We start from the raw sequence: 15042 nt of genomic DNA on the forward strand, positions 1-15042 counted from the left end.
GATGCGAAATGTAAAATAAAACTAAATAATGGTAGAATTTATTTTAACGGAATTGAATGAAAAAGCAAGTTTGGAGGGATCACCTGATGAAAGAATCTTTAGACAGCCAGGCTTCTAAAACATTTCCCATCACACTTGCCATTGCGCTCACACTTGGCGTCTTTGCGGCGGGATCGGAAGAACTGGTGATTTCACCACTGCTGCCTGATTTATCAAACTCTTTTCAGCACTCTCTTGATATTCTCGCCCTTTCCATCAGCATTTATGGGTTAGCTGTGCTGGTTGGAGCCCCGCTGCTTGTTCCTTTAGGGGACCGGTATTCAAGGGAGCTATGCCTGATTATCGGACTTTCTTTCTTTTTGATTGGCACCGTAATGTGTGCGGCTGCCCCGAATCTGGCCGTATTTTTTGCAGGCCGTGCTATTTCTGGGCTGGCGACCGGTGTATTTGTGCCAACAGCCTATGCGCTCGTGGGTGACCGGGTTCCTTATGAATATCGAGGCAAAGTGATGGGGCTCATTGTGTCGAGTTGGTCTCTTTCTCTTGTCCTTGGTGTACCAATTGGCGCCTTCATCGGGCAAAGTTTAAACTGGCGATGGACCTTTTGGATTTTCGCCATCATGAGTCTCATTGTCCTGCTGCTCGTCATCCTTGAATCTCGTAAACAAACCGCCACAGCGAATACAGGAACACCTCAAGCTAGGGAGAAAGCTGGCTCTTTATGGGGAGCTTTGAAAATTGATCGTGTCCCCGCCTATTTGACCGTGACATTTTGTAATATGCTTGGATTTTATGGCATGTACTCGTTTTTAGGAGCGTATCTACAAAGTTTGTTTTCTGGAGGGCAATCGACGGCAGGACTTCTGATCATGGCTTACGGTGTCGGTTTTTCCATGAGTGTATTTACAGGGAAATTAGCAGACTGGTTTGGCAAAACTCGTTCTCTTTTCTTTGTGCTGGGCGGCATTACGCTCGTTCTCGCCTTACTTCCTTATGCTCCTTTCTCATGGACATTGCTGATTTTTGCCCTATTTATTTGGGGTGCCATGCAAAGTTTATCTGTCACGCTTTTGAGCACTGTTCTAAGTGACTGCTCCCAAACCCACCGAGGCAAAGTGATGGCTTTTTACAGCCTTGCGTCCAATCTTGCCGTTATGCTTGGTTCCGCTCTTATGGGACCTGTCTATGTCCATTTCGGCTATCATACGGTAGGACTTGTATGTGCTCTCGTTACGCTTGTTGGTTTTCTTATTAGCTTCGTCAGCTATAAACGTGAACGAACCTTACAGCAGAAACATAAAAACACATTTGAAACGTAAGTTCAATTCACTGCACATCTAGGTATGTGCAGTTTTTTAGATCAATTTTTAATATCATCATAAAATACATTTTTTATAAATTTTGTTGACAATTGCCAATTTTATTTTTTATAATCTAGTAAAAATTTGAAAAAGATTGGATGGTAAACATGATCTTAAAGAATGATGTTTTTCATTTCAAAGAAGAGCCCATCGTTTCACCTAAGATGTTTACAGTCAATACACTAGGCCCTAAGGGGACAAGCAGTGAATACGCAGCAAAACACTTCATCTCTCATTCCACCACTACTCTCGGCACTCATACGAAACTATCCCTTTATGACACATTCGAAACTTGCATTGAACATACTCTCTCTCACGCACTCCAATACACTCTCGTTCCACACGCATACGAAGGAATCAAACACTTCTACATGAGACCTGACCTGCAGCTCTTACAAATTTTCAGATGTGACACACCCATGTATGGCTTGGCTGTCAGACCAGATTTTCCATTTCAAGAACAAATGCTCCACCATTTAAAAATTGTCTCTCACCCTGCACCTGTCAATTTGATTCAATATTTCATTCACCAAAATGCTGAATTTGAGCTAGTCAATTCGACAAGTACTGCCGCACAAAAAGTAAGAGACGGCGAATTTGATTTCGCTTTAACCAATGAGGTAGCCAGAGCCACATATGGCCTCACCTTCGTTCGAACGTTTAAAAGCATTCCTATGAGCTGGTCCATATTCGGAAAAGGAGAGATATAATATGCAAACTGAACAAAAAACGCAAGAACGATATTTTCCACAAGCCAAAAAAATAGAATGGGAGAATGGTGTCACACAATATTCCACGGTCAGAGGTGATACGGAAGTGCTCATCTCATACATTCCTCCTCACACGATCATTAAACCTCACGAGCATCCCGAAGCACAAATCGGCATCGTATTAAAAGGCGAGCTTCAAATGACAGTCGGCCCATCGACCCAATTGCTTACCCCTTTAGAATCAGCGTATATCGCACCACCTTTTGTCCCTCACGGCGCTTCTAACCTGACAGATGAAGAAGTGATTGCTATTGATATTAAGAGATTAAAAGATGGCGAGGAATATACGGCGCCTCCTACTTATTTCTTAGACATTTTCAAAACACGGGATTTACTTCCTGGCATGGAAGTGACCTTTTTTGTTGAGGATTGGATGGAGCTCATGATAGCCAACATTCCTGGTAATGGCGGAGAAATGCCTTTTCACAAACACCGGAATGAACAAATCGGCATTTGCATTAGCGGAGGTTATGATATGACGATTGAAGGCTTTACAGAGAGAATGGAATTTGGTACTACCTACTTTTGTGACCCTAGGGAAGACCACGGGGCGATAAATCCAAAGCCGGAAGCCTCAAAGTCTATTAACCTCTTCTTCCCTCCCCGCTATAATCGGTTGAAGCCAAAAGCGTCTAAGGTGAAGAAATGAACCTCGACGGAAAAGTCGTCCTGATTACAGGAGGTGCATCGGGAATTGGGCTTGCCGCAGTCAAGCTTTTCCTTGAGCACGGAGCAAAAGTCGCAGTGGCTGACATCAATGAAAAAAGCGGCAAACAGCTCGTCGAATCATTGGCGCACGAGCATGTTGCGTTTTTCAAAACAGATATTACGAATGAGTCTGACTGTCAAAAAACCGTTCAGTCTGTGCTGACCCAGTTTGAGACAATCGATGTGCTGATTAACAATGCAGGCATTGAAATTGTCTCTCCCGTTCACGAGATGACGCTGGAGGATTGGAATCACATTGTACAGGTCAACCTGACGGGTGTATTTCTCATGAGTAAGCATGCTTTGCCGCATATGCTTGAAAAGAAAAGCGGAAGTATTATCAATACCGGATCTGTCGGGGGTCTTGTCGGCTGGCCTGACATCCCTGCCTATAACGCAACAAAGGGCGGTGTCATCCAGCTCACCAAATCGATGGCGGTCGACTATGCCGCCCATCAAATCAGAGTGAACTGTATCGCCCCAGGCATTATTGATACACCATTAAATGAAAAATCCTTTTCAGACAATCATTCAGAAAGCCTTGAGGTTGTTAAAAAGGAAAAAGCAAAGGTGAACCCATTACTTCGTCTCGGAAAACCCGAAGAAATTGCGAGCGTCATGCTGTTTCTCGCCTCTGATCTATCCAGCTATATGACTGGAAGTGTTGTCACAGCAGATGGCGGTTACACCGCTAGATAAAAAGGAGTGCTTTCATTGAGTAAAAAAACCGTACTTGTTATTGCTGATCTAGGAGGATGCCCGCCCCATATGTTTTACGAAAGCGTGGCTGCATCGTATCATATCGTTTCTTATATCCCGAGACCATTTGCCATTACAAAGGGACACGCTGAGCTAATCGAAAAATACTCTATTGCGGTCATCAAAGATCGAGATTATTTTGACAAAAACCCTTCTTTTGAACACCCAGATTCGATTTACTGGGCACATGATGATTATCTAAAATCCGAGGAAGAGGTGGTGGACGACCTAGTTCGCGTCGCTTCCTTTTTCAAAGCGGATGCGATCACCACCAATAATGAATTATTTATTGCACCAATGGCAAAAGCCGCAGAGCGACTTGGGCTGCGCGGCGCTGGGGTAAAGGCAGCTGAATTAGCGCGTGATAAAAGCCAAATGAGGGCTGCATTCAACGCAGCTGGGGTCAAAGCAGTAAAAACTCAGCCTGTCACGACTTTAGCTGATTTTCAGCAAGCCATTGAACATATTGGTACACCGCTTATTTTAAAGCCTACATATTTAGCAAGCTCCATTGGCGTGACCCTTTTTCATGACCGATCCGGCAGTGATGATCTCTTTTTAAACGTACAATCCTATTTGCAAACCATTCCCGTTCCAAACGCTGTGACGTATGAAGCACCGTTTGTCGCTGAAACGTACTTAGAGGGCGCTTACGAGGATTGGTATCAAGACGACGGCTATTCTGATTATGTCAGTGTAGAAGGATTAGTTGTTGAGGGTGAATATATCCCTTATGTCATTCATGATAAGACCCCTCAAATCGGCTTTACAGAAACGGCTCATATCACTCCGTCGATCCTAGACAATGAAGCACAGCAAATCATCATTGAGGCAGCGAAGAAAGCAAATGAAGGATTAGGTCTTGAAAACTGTGCCACTCATACAGAAATCAAGCTTATGAAACATCGAGAAACCGGACTGATCGAATCAGCAGCTAGATTTGCTGGCTGGAATATGATTCCGAATATCAAAAAGGTCTTTGGGGTGGATATGGCTAAGTTGCTGATTGATGTATTAGTCGATGGAAAAAAAGCTAATTTGCCAAAAGAACTACTTTCTGGACATACGCATTATGTAGCAGACTGTCATTTATACCCTCAGCATTTCAAAGAGAGCGGACACATTCCGCCTGAGGCCACACACATCACCATTGATCATGTGCATATTCCGCAGGACACTTTAGTTGGAGATACTGTCATCATCAGCGAATCTGTCCCACCTAAAGGAACCTTTGTAGATCTATCTTTATTTGAAGCATTTAATGGCATCGTGTCTCTTGAATTAAAAGGGTCGTCTTCTCAGGATGTTGCCGCCTCCATCCGTAACATTCAAAAGCAGGCAGCCATTCAGTTAATGGATGAATTAGTGAAGGGATAAGAAAGAGAGGATGTCGTGGTGAAGATCTTACCATCTAACATGATTGAACGGCTGCCAGAACAAAAATTTGGAACCGTATTTGAGAAAATTGCGCATAAAACACAACACGGAGCGAACATTGTGAACCTTGGTCAGGGAAATCCTGATCTTCCTACTCCGGCACACATTGTGAATGCCCTTCAAGAGGCAGCAGGCTCTTTGCAATTTCAGCAATATGCACCTTTTAGAGGCTTTGACTTTTTCAAGCAAGCCATTGCAGATTTCTACAGAAAGGAATTCGGCATTGAGGTTGACCCGAAGAAGGAAATTGCCCTTTTCAATGGAGGAAAAACAGGGCTTTATGTGATGAGTCAGTGCCTGCTTGATCCAGGGAATATTGCCCTCGTCCCCGATCCGGGATACCCAGAATATCATTCAGGTATCTTGATGGCGGACGCAAAGCCACATTGCATCCAGCTTGAAAAGAAAAATGGCTATTTGCCGAATTTCTCTTCAATTGATCCAGACGTGTTAAAAAAGGCAAAGGTGCTTTTCTTAAATTATCCGAATAACCCAACTGGTGCTGTGGCGAATGAAGCTTTTTTTGAAGAGGCTGCAGAATTTGCGTCCGCTCACGATCTGCATGTGATTCATGATTTTGCTTATGGTTCCTTTCATTATGAGCAAAAACCAGTGAGCTTTCTAAAGGCTCCTCTTGGGAAAAACGTAGGAGTGGAATTATATTCTTTATCCAAAACATTCAATATGGCAGGATGGAGAGTCGCTTTTGCTGTAGGCAATGAGGACATCATTCATGCCATTAACGCCTTCCAGGATCATGTGTTTGTCAGTATGTATGGTGGATTTCAACATGCCGCCACCGTCGCTTTACAAAGTGATGACTGTCATATTCAATCATTGAAAGAAGTCTACATTGAACGAATGGCTTTCTTCATCCGTCAAGCGGAGAAGCAGCTTGGCTGGACCATTGAACGTCCAGCCGGCGCCTTTTATTTGTGGGCACCGATTCCTGATGATTTCGAGGATTCTCATGCATTTGCCGACTATTTACTCGAGCATGCAAATGTCGTCGTGACGCCTGGGGGTGTGTTTGGAACACATGGAAGACATCATGTCCGCATCTCAATGGTGGTGCCAATTGAACAGCTTGCCCTTTTTATCGATCGGCTGCATATACTGCCGATTCGTTTTCAACAAAAAACCCGCATATAGCGGGTTTTTCATATTTATATACTTTTCATCGAACCACCATCGACAGATATTTGCTGTCCGGTGAGATACGAGGCTTCCTCTGAAGCAATAAATGCCGCCAATGAAGCCATTTCACTCGCTGAACCTACTCTTTGCATCGGGATTCCTGACGCAACAGCCTGTACAGCTTCTTCGCGTGATAATGACTGCTCACGCATCATGTTTTCGATAAACTGTTCATATCGATCTGTAGCAATAAATCCTGGGTTTAAACAATTCACTGTGATCCCTGAAGGCGCAAGCTGTGTGGCTGCATTTTTACTAGCATTGATAATCGCTGCATTCATCATACTGTTCGTAAACATTTGATCACCAGGTTCCTTCCAAAGGTTCCCGACAATTTGAATGATCCGGCCATATTCATGTCTTTTCATCATCGCTGCCGCACGTTTCATCATATCAATGTACGCTAGGGCTTTCTGAGAAAATGCTGCCAGCATCTGCTCACTTTCACATGAATTAAAAGTATCTGGCTTCCCTCCTGGAATGTTATTAATCAACACATCCAGTCTGCCAAACTCTTGATCTATTGCCGAAAAGGCCTCAGCTCGCACTCCTTCATGCGACATATCACCACAGAAAAGAGACACTGGCTCCTTTGTTTCTGCCATACGCTCAATATGCTGCCGCGCATCTTCTAGTAAGGATTGATTTCTAGAATTGATGATGACCTTTACATGGTCCTGGGCGGCAAGCTTTATGGCGATTGCCTTTCCAATCCCTGTACTTGCCCCTGTTACAAATGCAATTCTTTTAGACAAACTCATCCACATCCCTTTTCTGCTTAACTTAGAAAAATACATAAAATGACACTTATAGAATGTATTTCAACAAAAAAAGACCTTTCTCCTGCGAAAGGCCTTTGTTCTTTATTTAAATGTCGTTTCCCAATCAAATCCGATTGTCTCGTCATTCCAAGCGATTCTCTTTTCATCTGGGTTTTTCGGGTCATAGGATTCTGTCGTGAAATAGACAATTTGCAGCGGCGTCTCGCCTAGTACCCGGTAGCCATGTGCGACACCCTTTGGGATGAGGAGGAGCATTGGATTGTCTTCCCCCATATAATACACATCGGTTTGACCCTTTGTAGGAGAGTCCTCACGCAAATCGTATAAAACGACCTGAGCATGACCTGCTGGGAAAAACCAAACGTCATCTTGCTTTTCATGATAATGAAAGGCTTTGATCACACCTGGAAAGCTTTTCGACCACGATGCCTGCCCAAAACGTTGCAGCATGGGCTCATCATCTCGAATGAGCTCTGCAAAAAAGCCGCGATCATCACAATGTTTCATGAGTTTTTTCGTTTGTACACCATCAATCATGCTGATGCCATCTCCCTTCTTTCTGCAAAAATTCGTGAAGCGCATCCTTCCAATGTCTCGGCTTCCAGCCTGTGGCTTCAATCGCTTGAAGGTCTAACACAGAATAGGCTGGACGAGGTGTTTGGAAGCCGTACTCTTCTGTGGAAATTGGCTCAATGGTCGTAGACAGGCCGCTTTTTGTCACAATTTCTGACGCAAAGTCAAACCAGGAACAGCTTTCTCGGTTACTGACATGATAAATTCCTGCCTGTTGATCAAATAAATGAATGATGGCCTCTGCGACATCTTTTGTATAAGTAGGTGAGCCTATTTGGTCATTCACGATGCGCAAATGATCCTTTGTTTCTGCGAGCCGAAGGATGGTATTCACAAAATTATGTCCCTCATGTCCGTATAGCCACGATGTACGGATAATTTTCACTTCGTCTGATACTAGATGAAGCAATTCCTCACCAAGCTTTTTACTTTTTCCATAAATGGTGTGAGGATCTGGCTGTGCATCGACTTGGTAAGGCGTGTCTGCTTGCCCGTCAAACACATAATCTGTACTGACATGTAGCACATCAGCCCCTATGTTCTTAGCCTCCAGCGCTGTATAGTAGGCGCCAATGCCATTAACAAGATACGCCTTTTCCGTTTCTGTTTCACACTGATCTACAGAGGTATATGCTGCTGCACTGACAACAATATTAGGGCGAAAGTGTCTCATCGCGTGTCTGACTGCTTGCTGGTCTGCGATATTGAGCATGCTCCTCGTTAAGGCAATGACGGTGATGTCTTTCTCCTTGAGCTGTCTGCTCAATTCTTTCCCTAGTTGCCCGCCTGCACCGGTGATTAAAACTTTCATCCGTCACCCTTCTTCGCTCTGATCATATTTGGCATGATACCAATTGATCGTTTTTTCAATACCTGCTTCAAATGATGTCTCCTGCGTCCAGCCAAGCTCCCGTTTTAGCTTACTGGCGTCAATCGCATACCGTCTGTCATGTCCTTTACGGTCTTCAACAAACGCAATACGGTCATGACTGATCCCGAGCTGCGTCAGAATGGTTTTGGTCAAATCGAGATTCGTTTTCTCGTTGCCGCCGCCAATATTGTACACTTGCCCAGCTGTTCCGTTTTCAAGGACCTGCTTTACAGCTCTCGCATGATCCTCTACATACAGCCAATCGCGAATCTGCTGGCCGTCCCCATAAATCGGGATCTTTTCTCCATTGATTGCTTTTCTAATAATCGTCGGTATTAATTTCTCTTCATGCTGATGCGGTCCATAGTTGTTGCTACATCTTGTGATCATTGCGGGTAATTGGTGAGTGTGGATATAAGATTTTACAAGCAGGTCTGAGCTTGCCTTGCTTGCTGAATAAGGATTATTCGGTGAAAGTGGTGTTTGTTCTGTGAAAGCAGGATCATCTGGCTCTAAATCTCCATATACTTCGTCTGTTGAAATATGAATAAGTTTTTTCGCCTTTCCTTTTAAGACCGCTTCAAGCATACGATAGGTACCGAGGACATTTGTTTGAATAAAAGGCTCTGCCGATTCAATACTGCGATCAACATGGGATTCCGCTGCAAAATGAATGATGGCATCATAGACTTCATCAAACGCTTGATCTAGCTCATGTTGAAGAGCGATATCCCCTTGAATAAAACGAAAATGAGACAGCTTTAATAATTCCTCCATCTCCTCTGGATGACTGGCATATGTTAACTTGTCAAAAACAGTGAGCCGGACATCTGTTTCCTGAAGCAACAGCTTCACAAAATTCAGTCCAATAAATCCAGCTCCGCCTGTAATTAAATAAGACTTCGTCATTCGTATCCCTCTTTTTTCTTCATCGTTTCAAACATTTTCGTCGATGCTTGGTGGAGAGATTCATGTGTTCCTGCATCAATCCACCACCCTTTTAACATATCATAGGTCAGCTGGCTATTTGAGATATAGAGATTGTTTACATCTGTAATCTCTAATTCGCCTCGATCTGACGGCGAGATTTTCTCAATATATTGAAAGACTTCTTGATCATAAAAATAGATACCCGTGACGCAGTAGGATGAACGCGGATGCTCCGGTTTTTCCTCAATTGATAAAATTCGGTGGTGGGTGGCATCAATTTCTGCAATACCAAACCGCTTTGGATCTGCCACTTCTTTCAACAGAACCTTCGCTCCGCTTTCTTGCTGCTGAAAAGCTTCAACAAAAGGGGTTAGCGAATCCTCAAATACATTATCACCAAGCATTAGCACAAACTTTTCCCCTTCTACAAAGGGCTTTGCGTAGGATAAGCCGTCCGAAATTCCAGAAGCTTCAGGCTGGACCTGATACACAATGTTCATCCCTAGTTCCTGATCGCCTTCAAGTAGCTTTTGAAACAGCGGGATTTGTTCTGCTTGTGATATGACCATTACATCCAATATTCCCGCTTCTTTCAATTTGAACAATGACCAATAAATCATCGGATATGGGCCAACCGGCAATAAATGCTTATTGAAAATCTTTGTTAAAGGTGCCAGTCGTGATCCCTTTCCTCCTGCTAAAATAACTCCCTTCACATCTACACATCCTTATGTTCTTTTTGGTGATGATTCATGAGGTGTATAAGAATGTTTTTCACTCGTTCGGTTCCTTTTCCATCAATGAGTGACCGTCCATTGAGATGGATGCTCCTGCGGAGAAAGTAGCTGCCGGATAGTCTGCGAGTAGCACGCCATATATCCTTTTCGTCCACAAGGCTACCTAATCCAAGATGGTGACAGGCTCCCTTTTGTGCAAAACGAGTGGCTGTTACTGCTTGGTGGTCTACTTGCGAAAGGACAATGCTGGGCACTCCGATACAAACGGCCTCATATAACGTCATCCCGCCAGCAACAATCGCTAGATCGGCTTCTGCAAGACGGGCAGGTAATTGATCCGTATGACGAATGAATTGAATATGTGCAGCCTCGATTTCTTCTTCGATGCGAGAGGCTTTTCCTGTAACCGCTAGAATGTGTAAATGGCAGGCTTCGAGAAGTGCTGATACAGCCTTTGTTAATAATCCGCTTGGATCACTGCCTCCAAGGCTGATCACCACCTTCTTACATTCTTTGCGAACCTCATATGTGTCTTTTAATTTGCTGATCTCGTGATCTAACAATAAATATGGTGTTCCATAAAAATAGTCCGTTCCATTTACTTGCAGATGCTTTTCATCCAGTCCACCATAAATGCCGTTTACGACAGCATCAGCAAGCTGGCAAGCTTCTGTTCTTTCTTCTTCAAATAAGACCAGTTTTGCATTTCTGGAGGACGCTTTGATCGATCGAAGGAACTGAAGGTCACAATCAAGGACATCGATTAGCAGAAGATTAGGATTTAGCTCTTTTATGTCCTGCTCCATTTGAAGGAATACGTTTGATTCCTGCACCAAATGAACGTGCCATGCTGGATGCGAGAGCATTTCTACACAAATCTGGTCATTTGTATAGAAATATAAGTCGTTTCCTTCTTGAATCAGTTCCTTTGCCAGCCGTTTCATTCTAACGACATGCCCCATTCCTCTTAAAAAACCACCGTACACAACAATCATGATTTTTTTATTCATTCAGCATCCTTCTGTCTCACAAATTGATTCAACCGAACAATATTAGGGTCTTGTTCACAAATGACGATAAGCTCAGCCGTAGGCACAGTAATAGATCCACCGGCTTTCTCAAGTAAACGGGTAGCAAATACATAATCTTCTTCTGTATCAATCGTGAATCGATAAGCAGGATATGCGAGTTCTTTGGGCGGTGTGAATAATTGCAGTTGAAATTGCTCAGGGTGCTTTCGGATATACAGCGTGACATGCTCACGCTCCGGCTGCGTAAGGGGAAAATTGTCGATTTCACATAAAATAGTTGCGTTGATCATTTCCCCGGAAATACCGAGTGGCGTTCCAGTCGTATACGTATAATCAGCCTTCTTCCGTCTATGTTCTTCAAGCATTTTCGACAAAAGCGCCGGATCTATAAATGGATTATCTCCCGTTAAACGTACAATGGTTTGTGGTTCAAAATGTTGAGCTATCTTTGCGAATCGCTGCAATACATCCATCTCACTGCCACGAAATACCTTATAGCCCTTTGATAAACAATAATGAGCCAATAGATCATCTTCTGCTTCGACTGTTGTGGCGATCATGAGGTTCTGCGTTTTGTGATTGTAATGATCTGATTGCTTTACCCGTTCAACGATGAAATCGATCAATGCCATATCTCCGATCGGCTTCATCACCTTTTTTGGCAGTCTTGTTGAGCCCATTCTAGCCTGTATGACAAAGAGCACATCATTGATCATTTGTAGACTCCTGCATGAGCACATCTTTCCACGAAACCCCTGTATGGGCTGGAATGTCTCTGACAGCCTTGACGCCAAGTAAAATCTCCATGTACCGCGGATGCAGACCTTGGCTTTTTTGTCCTGGACGTAATACGGCTAGATTTTCTTCAGTCAAAGTCTCGCCCTTTGCAATCCCTTTTGTCGTAAAAATCCCTCGATACGCAAATTCACGAATCTGCCCTTCAATGGCTGTTGTCGTTTTAAAAGAACTGCCAAGGAGCTCCTCTGACACAGAATGAGCGTCTGTTTCTGATTGATTTCGGTCCTTTTCTGCCGCTCGAATATGCTGGACCATTTCCTTTAATTCTCCGGGATCGAGTGCAAAGGAATGATCGGCGCCAGGCAGCGTCTTATCTATCGTAAAATGCTTTTCAATCATGGCTGCCCCAAGCTTCACAGCAGCAACAGGGGCTTCAGTAGGATGCTCACTATGATCGGAAAAGCCGATGACTGCCTCAGGAAAAGCGGCGGCTAAGGTTTGGAGCACACGAAGATTCGTGTAAGCTCTAGGTGCTGGATACTTTGCGACGCAATGCATGATGGCGACCTGATCGTTTTGCACGCTTGTAACCGCCTCATATGCTTCATGAACATCTGCAATAGTGGCCCCGGCTGTTGAGAAAATGATGGGCTTTTGAAAAGAAGCTGTGTGACGCAAAAGAGGCAAATGATTGATTTCATAGGATGCCAGTTTGAAAGCTGGTGGATCGGTTTGATTTAATAAATCCGCAGATTCTTCGTCACACACTGTGCTTAAAAATATTAGTCCTTTTTCCTCACAGCGGGTTAATAACACCGGCAGCCATTCTGGCGGCAGCTCCATTTGTTCGACTAAGGAAAAAATGGACACCTCTTCTCCCTTGGCTGTTTCGTATAAACCCGGTTCCTTTTGATACATCCGATCAGCTTGGAACATTTGAAACTTCACTGCATCGGCACCTGCTTCTTTTGCCACATCAATTAAAGCAAGCGCCTGATCCAGCTTTCCATCATGGTTAATGCCTGCCTCTGCAATGATAAAGACAGGCGCGCCATCCCCCACTTTGCGATCTCCAATGTAGAAATGCGCCATCTTATCTCTCTCCTTTTTTCGGCCATACATGGTAATACAAGAAGGCATTTGTTGTTCTAAATCCCATCTTTTCATACAGCTGAATGGCGGTTGTGTTATGCAGCTGTGTTCCGGCAGAAATAAAACGATGCCCTCTCTCATAAGAGACCTTCATCATCTCAATAAACAGCTTTTTCCCGATCCCTTTTCCTTGTACATCCGGTCTAATCGCAAACAGCTCAAGCGCCAGCTCATCGCCCTTGGTCATCCCTTGTATCAAGCCCACGACTTCATCGTTCACCTTTGCTACGATATTGATATCTGCACGTCCGAGCACATTATTTCTCATCCACTCTTGATAGAAATGCTGGACGACATTCTGGTCTAAAAATGGATCGAGGGCATACCGGCTTTTGACAAATGCCTGATAAGCGAGTGACACCGCCTCATCGTATTCCTTTTCATCCGGCAGACTGATGACCACATCTTCACCTGTTGATGGCATTTCCATGTGAACAGGTGGCGCTTCAAGACGAGTGAGACCGCCCACATAGTACACATGTGACAGCCTTTGGACGATGCGGGTTTTTTCAACATCCGCCGCTTCAAGACGTAAAAAGAAAAAATCGCATTTTTCTGTTCTCATCCAATTGATGAAGCGCTCCATCAATTCCTGAAAAGCAGATGCTGACTCAGCTTCCGCAAACTTCACATGAAAAATATGCTGATCAAATATGCCGCTTTCCCATTTTGACCAGTCGTATAACAGCACTGCTTTCAGCTGGGCGCCACTGACAAGACCAAACTGTTTGAAGCCTTTCATTTGTTCAATTTGTTGACCGTATTTCTCAATCCAAGCGGACAGCACCTGATCGTCTATTGCATGAACGGCCTTCATGAAGATGCCTTCTGTTCTTTTAAAATAGACAGCACCGCAGTGATGACATCCTGCACATCTTCATCTGTCATACTTGGATAAAGAGGCAGTGAGAGAGTCCGCTTGTAGTACGCGAGTGACTCAGGGAAATCCTCTGGTGAATAGTGATAGGTTTGTTGATAGTATGGATGCAAATGAACAGGGATAAAGTGAACACTCGTGCCGATTTTATAGTCCTTTTGCAGCTGATCAATCAGCTCATTGCGTGTGATGAATGCTTCTTTCGGGTCCACTTGCAGTACATATAAATGCCATGCATGTCTTCCCTCATGATGGACTGGCGGCAGGATCAGCCCTGCTTCCTTTTGAAATGCTTGATTGTATGCTTTCGCAATTTGTTCTCTCCGTGCCTGCATATCATCTAAACGGCTTAGCTGAACAAGCCCTAACGATGCCTGCACATCAAACATGTTCATTTTATAGCCAGGTTCCTCGACCTCGTAGTACCACGTTCCTTTTTCTCCATAACGATTCCATGCTCCCTTGCTCATCCCATGGAGTGCTAGTCTTCTGATCCGAGCGGCAAGTGCATCATCATTCGTCGTCAGCATGCCGCCTTCTCCGGTCGCTATATTTTTCGTCGCATAAAAACTAAAGGCAGTCGCATCACCAATCGAACCAACGGGCTGACCGTGGTACGTTGTGTAAAGAGCATGAGCGGCATCCTCAAGCACAAATAAATCGTACTTTTTGGCAATGGCTAAAATCCGTTCCATATCGCACGATTGACCAGCAAAATGAACAGGGACAATCGCTTTTGTGTGTGGTGTAATCGCCGCTTCTAGTTTCTCTGCATCGAGGTTGAGTGTCGCAGGGTCAATATCGACAAATACAGGAGCTGCCCCTGTATGAATGATCGTATTGGCTGTTGCGCAGAATGTCAGAGGCGTTGTAATCACCTCATCCCCATTCCCAATCCCTCTTGCTTTTAAGGCTAAAAATAAAGCAGCTGTACATGAATTGACAGCGATCGCATGTTTTGCACCGGTCAGCTGCCGGAACTCTTCTTCAAACTGTCTGACTTTTGGTCCGGTTGACAGCCAGCCGGATTTTAATGTTCCAATGACTTCGTCAATTTCTTCCTGCTCAATCAACGGCAGGGCATAAGGAAGAAATTGTTCTCTCTTTTTTTCCATATCG

16 protein-coding genes are annotated in these 15042 nt (G+C 44.1%); 6 read left to right on the forward strand and 10 right to left on the reverse strand.

Features of this window, described 5'->3' with window-relative positions; all coding sequences use genetic code 11:
* Positions 1–86: 86 nt before the first annotated feature.
* The 6 genes from MHB83_RS03280 to MHB83_RS03305 all read left to right on the forward strand — a co-directional run bounded on the left by MHB83_RS03280 (position 87) and on the right by MHB83_RS03305 (position 6187).
* On the forward strand, positions 87–1319 hold the full coding sequence (locus MHB83_RS03280) for an MFS transporter (protein ID WP_050944482.1): 1233 nt from the start codon (positions 87–89) through the stop codon (positions 1317–1319).
* Between the two features lie 149 nt (positions 1320–1468).
* The gene (locus MHB83_RS03285; protein ID WP_003215386.1) at positions 1469–2071 is read left to right on the forward strand and encodes a hypothetical protein; all 603 of its coding nucleotides are present in this window, start codon (positions 1469–1471) and stop codon (positions 2069–2071) included.
* 1 nt (position 2072) lies between these two features.
* Complete coding sequence (locus MHB83_RS03290) at positions 2073–2780, forward strand: cupin domain-containing protein (RefSeq protein WP_226804358.1); 708 nt, start codon at positions 2073–2075, stop codon at positions 2778–2780.
* Positions 2777–3538 carry a glucose 1-dehydrogenase gene (locus tag MHB83_RS03295; RefSeq protein WP_226804360.1) on the forward strand — a complete coding sequence of 254 codons (762 nt, stop codon included), beginning with the start codon at positions 2777–2779 and terminating at the stop codon, positions 3536–3538. Before MHB83_RS03290 ends, MHB83_RS03295 begins: the two co-directional genes overlap by 4 nt.
* Positions 3539–3553: 15 nt before the next feature.
* Positions 3554–4975 carry an ATP-grasp domain-containing protein gene (locus tag MHB83_RS03300; protein WP_226804362.1) on the forward strand — a complete coding sequence of 474 codons (1422 nt, stop codon included), beginning with the start codon at positions 3554–3556 and terminating at the stop codon, positions 4973–4975.
* Positions 4976–4993: 18 nt separating this feature from the next.
* The gene (locus MHB83_RS03305) at positions 4994–6187 is read left to right on the forward strand and encodes an aminotransferase class I/II-fold pyridoxal phosphate-dependent enzyme (protein WP_226804364.1); all 1194 of its coding nucleotides are present in this window, start codon (positions 4994–4996) and stop codon (positions 6185–6187) included.
* Positions 6188–6201: 14 nt separating this feature from the next.
* Here the strand turns inward: MHB83_RS03305 and MHB83_RS03310 are convergent, their stop codons facing one another.
* From MHB83_RS03310 to MHB83_RS03355, 10 genes are all read right to left on the reverse strand, one after another.
* Complete coding sequence (locus MHB83_RS03310; protein WP_324617522.1) at positions 6202–6993, reverse strand: SDR family oxidoreductase; 792 nt, start codon at positions 6991–6993, stop codon at positions 6202–6204.
* 102 nt (positions 6994–7095) lie between these two features.
* On the reverse strand, positions 7096–7551 hold the full coding sequence (locus MHB83_RS03315; RefSeq protein ID WP_003215275.1) for a dTDP-4-dehydrorhamnose 3,5-epimerase family protein: 456 nt from the start codon (positions 7549–7551) through the stop codon (positions 7096–7098).
* Entirely contained in the window at positions 7544–8398 is an 855-nt protein-coding gene (rfbD, locus tag MHB83_RS03320; protein ID WP_003214612.1) for a dTDP-4-dehydrorhamnose reductase, read from the reverse strand. Before rfbD ends, MHB83_RS03315 begins: the two co-directional genes overlap by 8 nt.
* Positions 8399–8401: 3 nt before the next feature.
* Complete coding sequence (rfbB, locus tag MHB83_RS03325) at positions 8402–9367, reverse strand: dTDP-glucose 4,6-dehydratase (RefSeq protein WP_106032080.1); 966 nt, start codon at positions 9365–9367, stop codon at positions 8402–8404.
* Positions 9364–10104 carry a sugar phosphate nucleotidyltransferase gene (locus tag MHB83_RS03330; protein WP_050944489.1) on the reverse strand — a complete coding sequence of 247 codons (741 nt, stop codon included), beginning with the start codon at positions 10102–10104 and terminating at the stop codon, positions 9364–9366. The genes rfbB and MHB83_RS03330 overlap by 4 nt, the downstream gene beginning before the upstream one ends.
* Positions 10105–10106: 2 nt before the next feature.
* Positions 10107–11135 (reverse strand): glycosyltransferase, encoded by a 1029-nt coding sequence (locus tag MHB83_RS03335; protein WP_226804368.1) that lies wholly within the window; start codon positions 11133–11135, stop codon positions 10107–10109.
* Complete coding sequence (locus MHB83_RS03340) at positions 11132–11872, reverse strand: glycosyltransferase family protein (RefSeq protein WP_226804375.1); 741 nt, start codon at positions 11870–11872, stop codon at positions 11132–11134. The genes MHB83_RS03335 and MHB83_RS03340 overlap by 4 nt, the downstream gene beginning before the upstream one ends.
* Positions 11862–12986 (reverse strand): N-acetylneuraminate synthase family protein, encoded by a 1125-nt coding sequence (locus MHB83_RS03345; RefSeq protein WP_106029493.1) that lies wholly within the window; start codon positions 12984–12986, stop codon positions 11862–11864. The genes MHB83_RS03340 and MHB83_RS03345 overlap by 11 nt, the downstream gene beginning before the upstream one ends.
* 1 nt (position 12987) lies before the next feature.
* Positions 12988–13863 (reverse strand): GNAT family N-acetyltransferase, encoded by an 876-nt coding sequence (locus MHB83_RS03350; protein ID WP_226804377.1) that lies wholly within the window; start codon positions 13861–13863, stop codon positions 12988–12990.
* Complete coding sequence (locus tag MHB83_RS03355; RefSeq protein ID WP_113387471.1) at positions 13860–15038, reverse strand: DegT/DnrJ/EryC1/StrS family aminotransferase; 1179 nt, start codon at positions 15036–15038, stop codon at positions 13860–13862. Before MHB83_RS03355 ends, MHB83_RS03350 begins: the two co-directional genes overlap by 4 nt.
* Between the last annotated feature and the right edge of the window lie 4 nt (positions 15039–15042).

This window comes from Bacillus sp. FSL K6-3149 (assembly GCF_038630515.1).
Taxonomy (GTDB): Bacteria; Bacillota; Bacilli; order Bacillales; family Bacillaceae; genus Bacillus; species Bacillus pumilus.

Bases quoted from the DNA above. Each gene is read 5' to 3' on its own strand.
- rfbD (WP_003214612.1), bottom strand. From the start codon at position 8,398: ATGAAAGTTTTAATCACCGGTGCAGGCGGGCAACTAGGGAAAGAATTG.
- MHB83_RS03295 (WP_226804360.1), top strand. From the start codon at position 2,777: ATGAACCTCGACGGAAAAGTCGTCCTGATTACAGGAGGTGCATCGGGA.
- MHB83_RS03310 (WP_324617522.1), bottom strand. From the start codon at position 6,993: ATGAGTTTGTCTAAAAGAATTGCATTTGTAACAGGGGCAAGTACAGGG.
- MHB83_RS03290 (WP_226804358.1), top strand. From the start codon at position 2,073: ATGCAAACTGAACAAAAAACGCAAGAACGATATTTTCCACAAGCCAAA.
- MHB83_RS03315 (WP_003215275.1), bottom strand. From the start codon at position 7,551: ATGATTGATGGTGTACAAACGAAAAAACTCATGAAACATTGTGATGAT.
- MHB83_RS03335 (WP_226804368.1), bottom strand. From the start codon at position 11,135: ATGAATAAAAAAATCATGATTGTTGTGTACGGTGGTTTTTTAAGAGGA.
- MHB83_RS03345 (WP_106029493.1), bottom strand. From the start codon at position 12,986: ATGGCGCATTTCTACATTGGAGATCGCAAAGTGGGGGATGGCGCGCCT.
- MHB83_RS03280 (WP_050944482.1), top strand. From the start codon at position 87: ATGAAAGAATCTTTAGACAGCCAGGCTTCTAAAACATTTCCCATCACA.
- MHB83_RS03355 (WP_113387471.1), bottom strand. From the start codon at position 15,038: ATGGAAAAAAAGAGAGAACAATTTCTTCCTTATGCCCTGCCGTTGATT.
- MHB83_RS03340 (WP_226804375.1), bottom strand. From the start codon at position 11,872: ATGATCAATGATGTGCTCTTTGTCATACAGGCTAGAATGGGCTCAACA.
- MHB83_RS03285 (WP_003215386.1), top strand. From the start codon at position 1,469: ATGATCTTAAAGAATGATGTTTTTCATTTCAAAGAAGAGCCCATCGTT.
- MHB83_RS03350 (WP_226804377.1), bottom strand. From the start codon at position 13,863: ATGAAGGCCGTTCATGCAATAGACGATCAGGTGCTGTCCGCTTGGATT.
- rfbB (WP_106032080.1), bottom strand. From the start codon at position 9,367: ATGACGAAGTCTTATTTAATTACAGGCGGAGCTGGATTTATTGGACTG.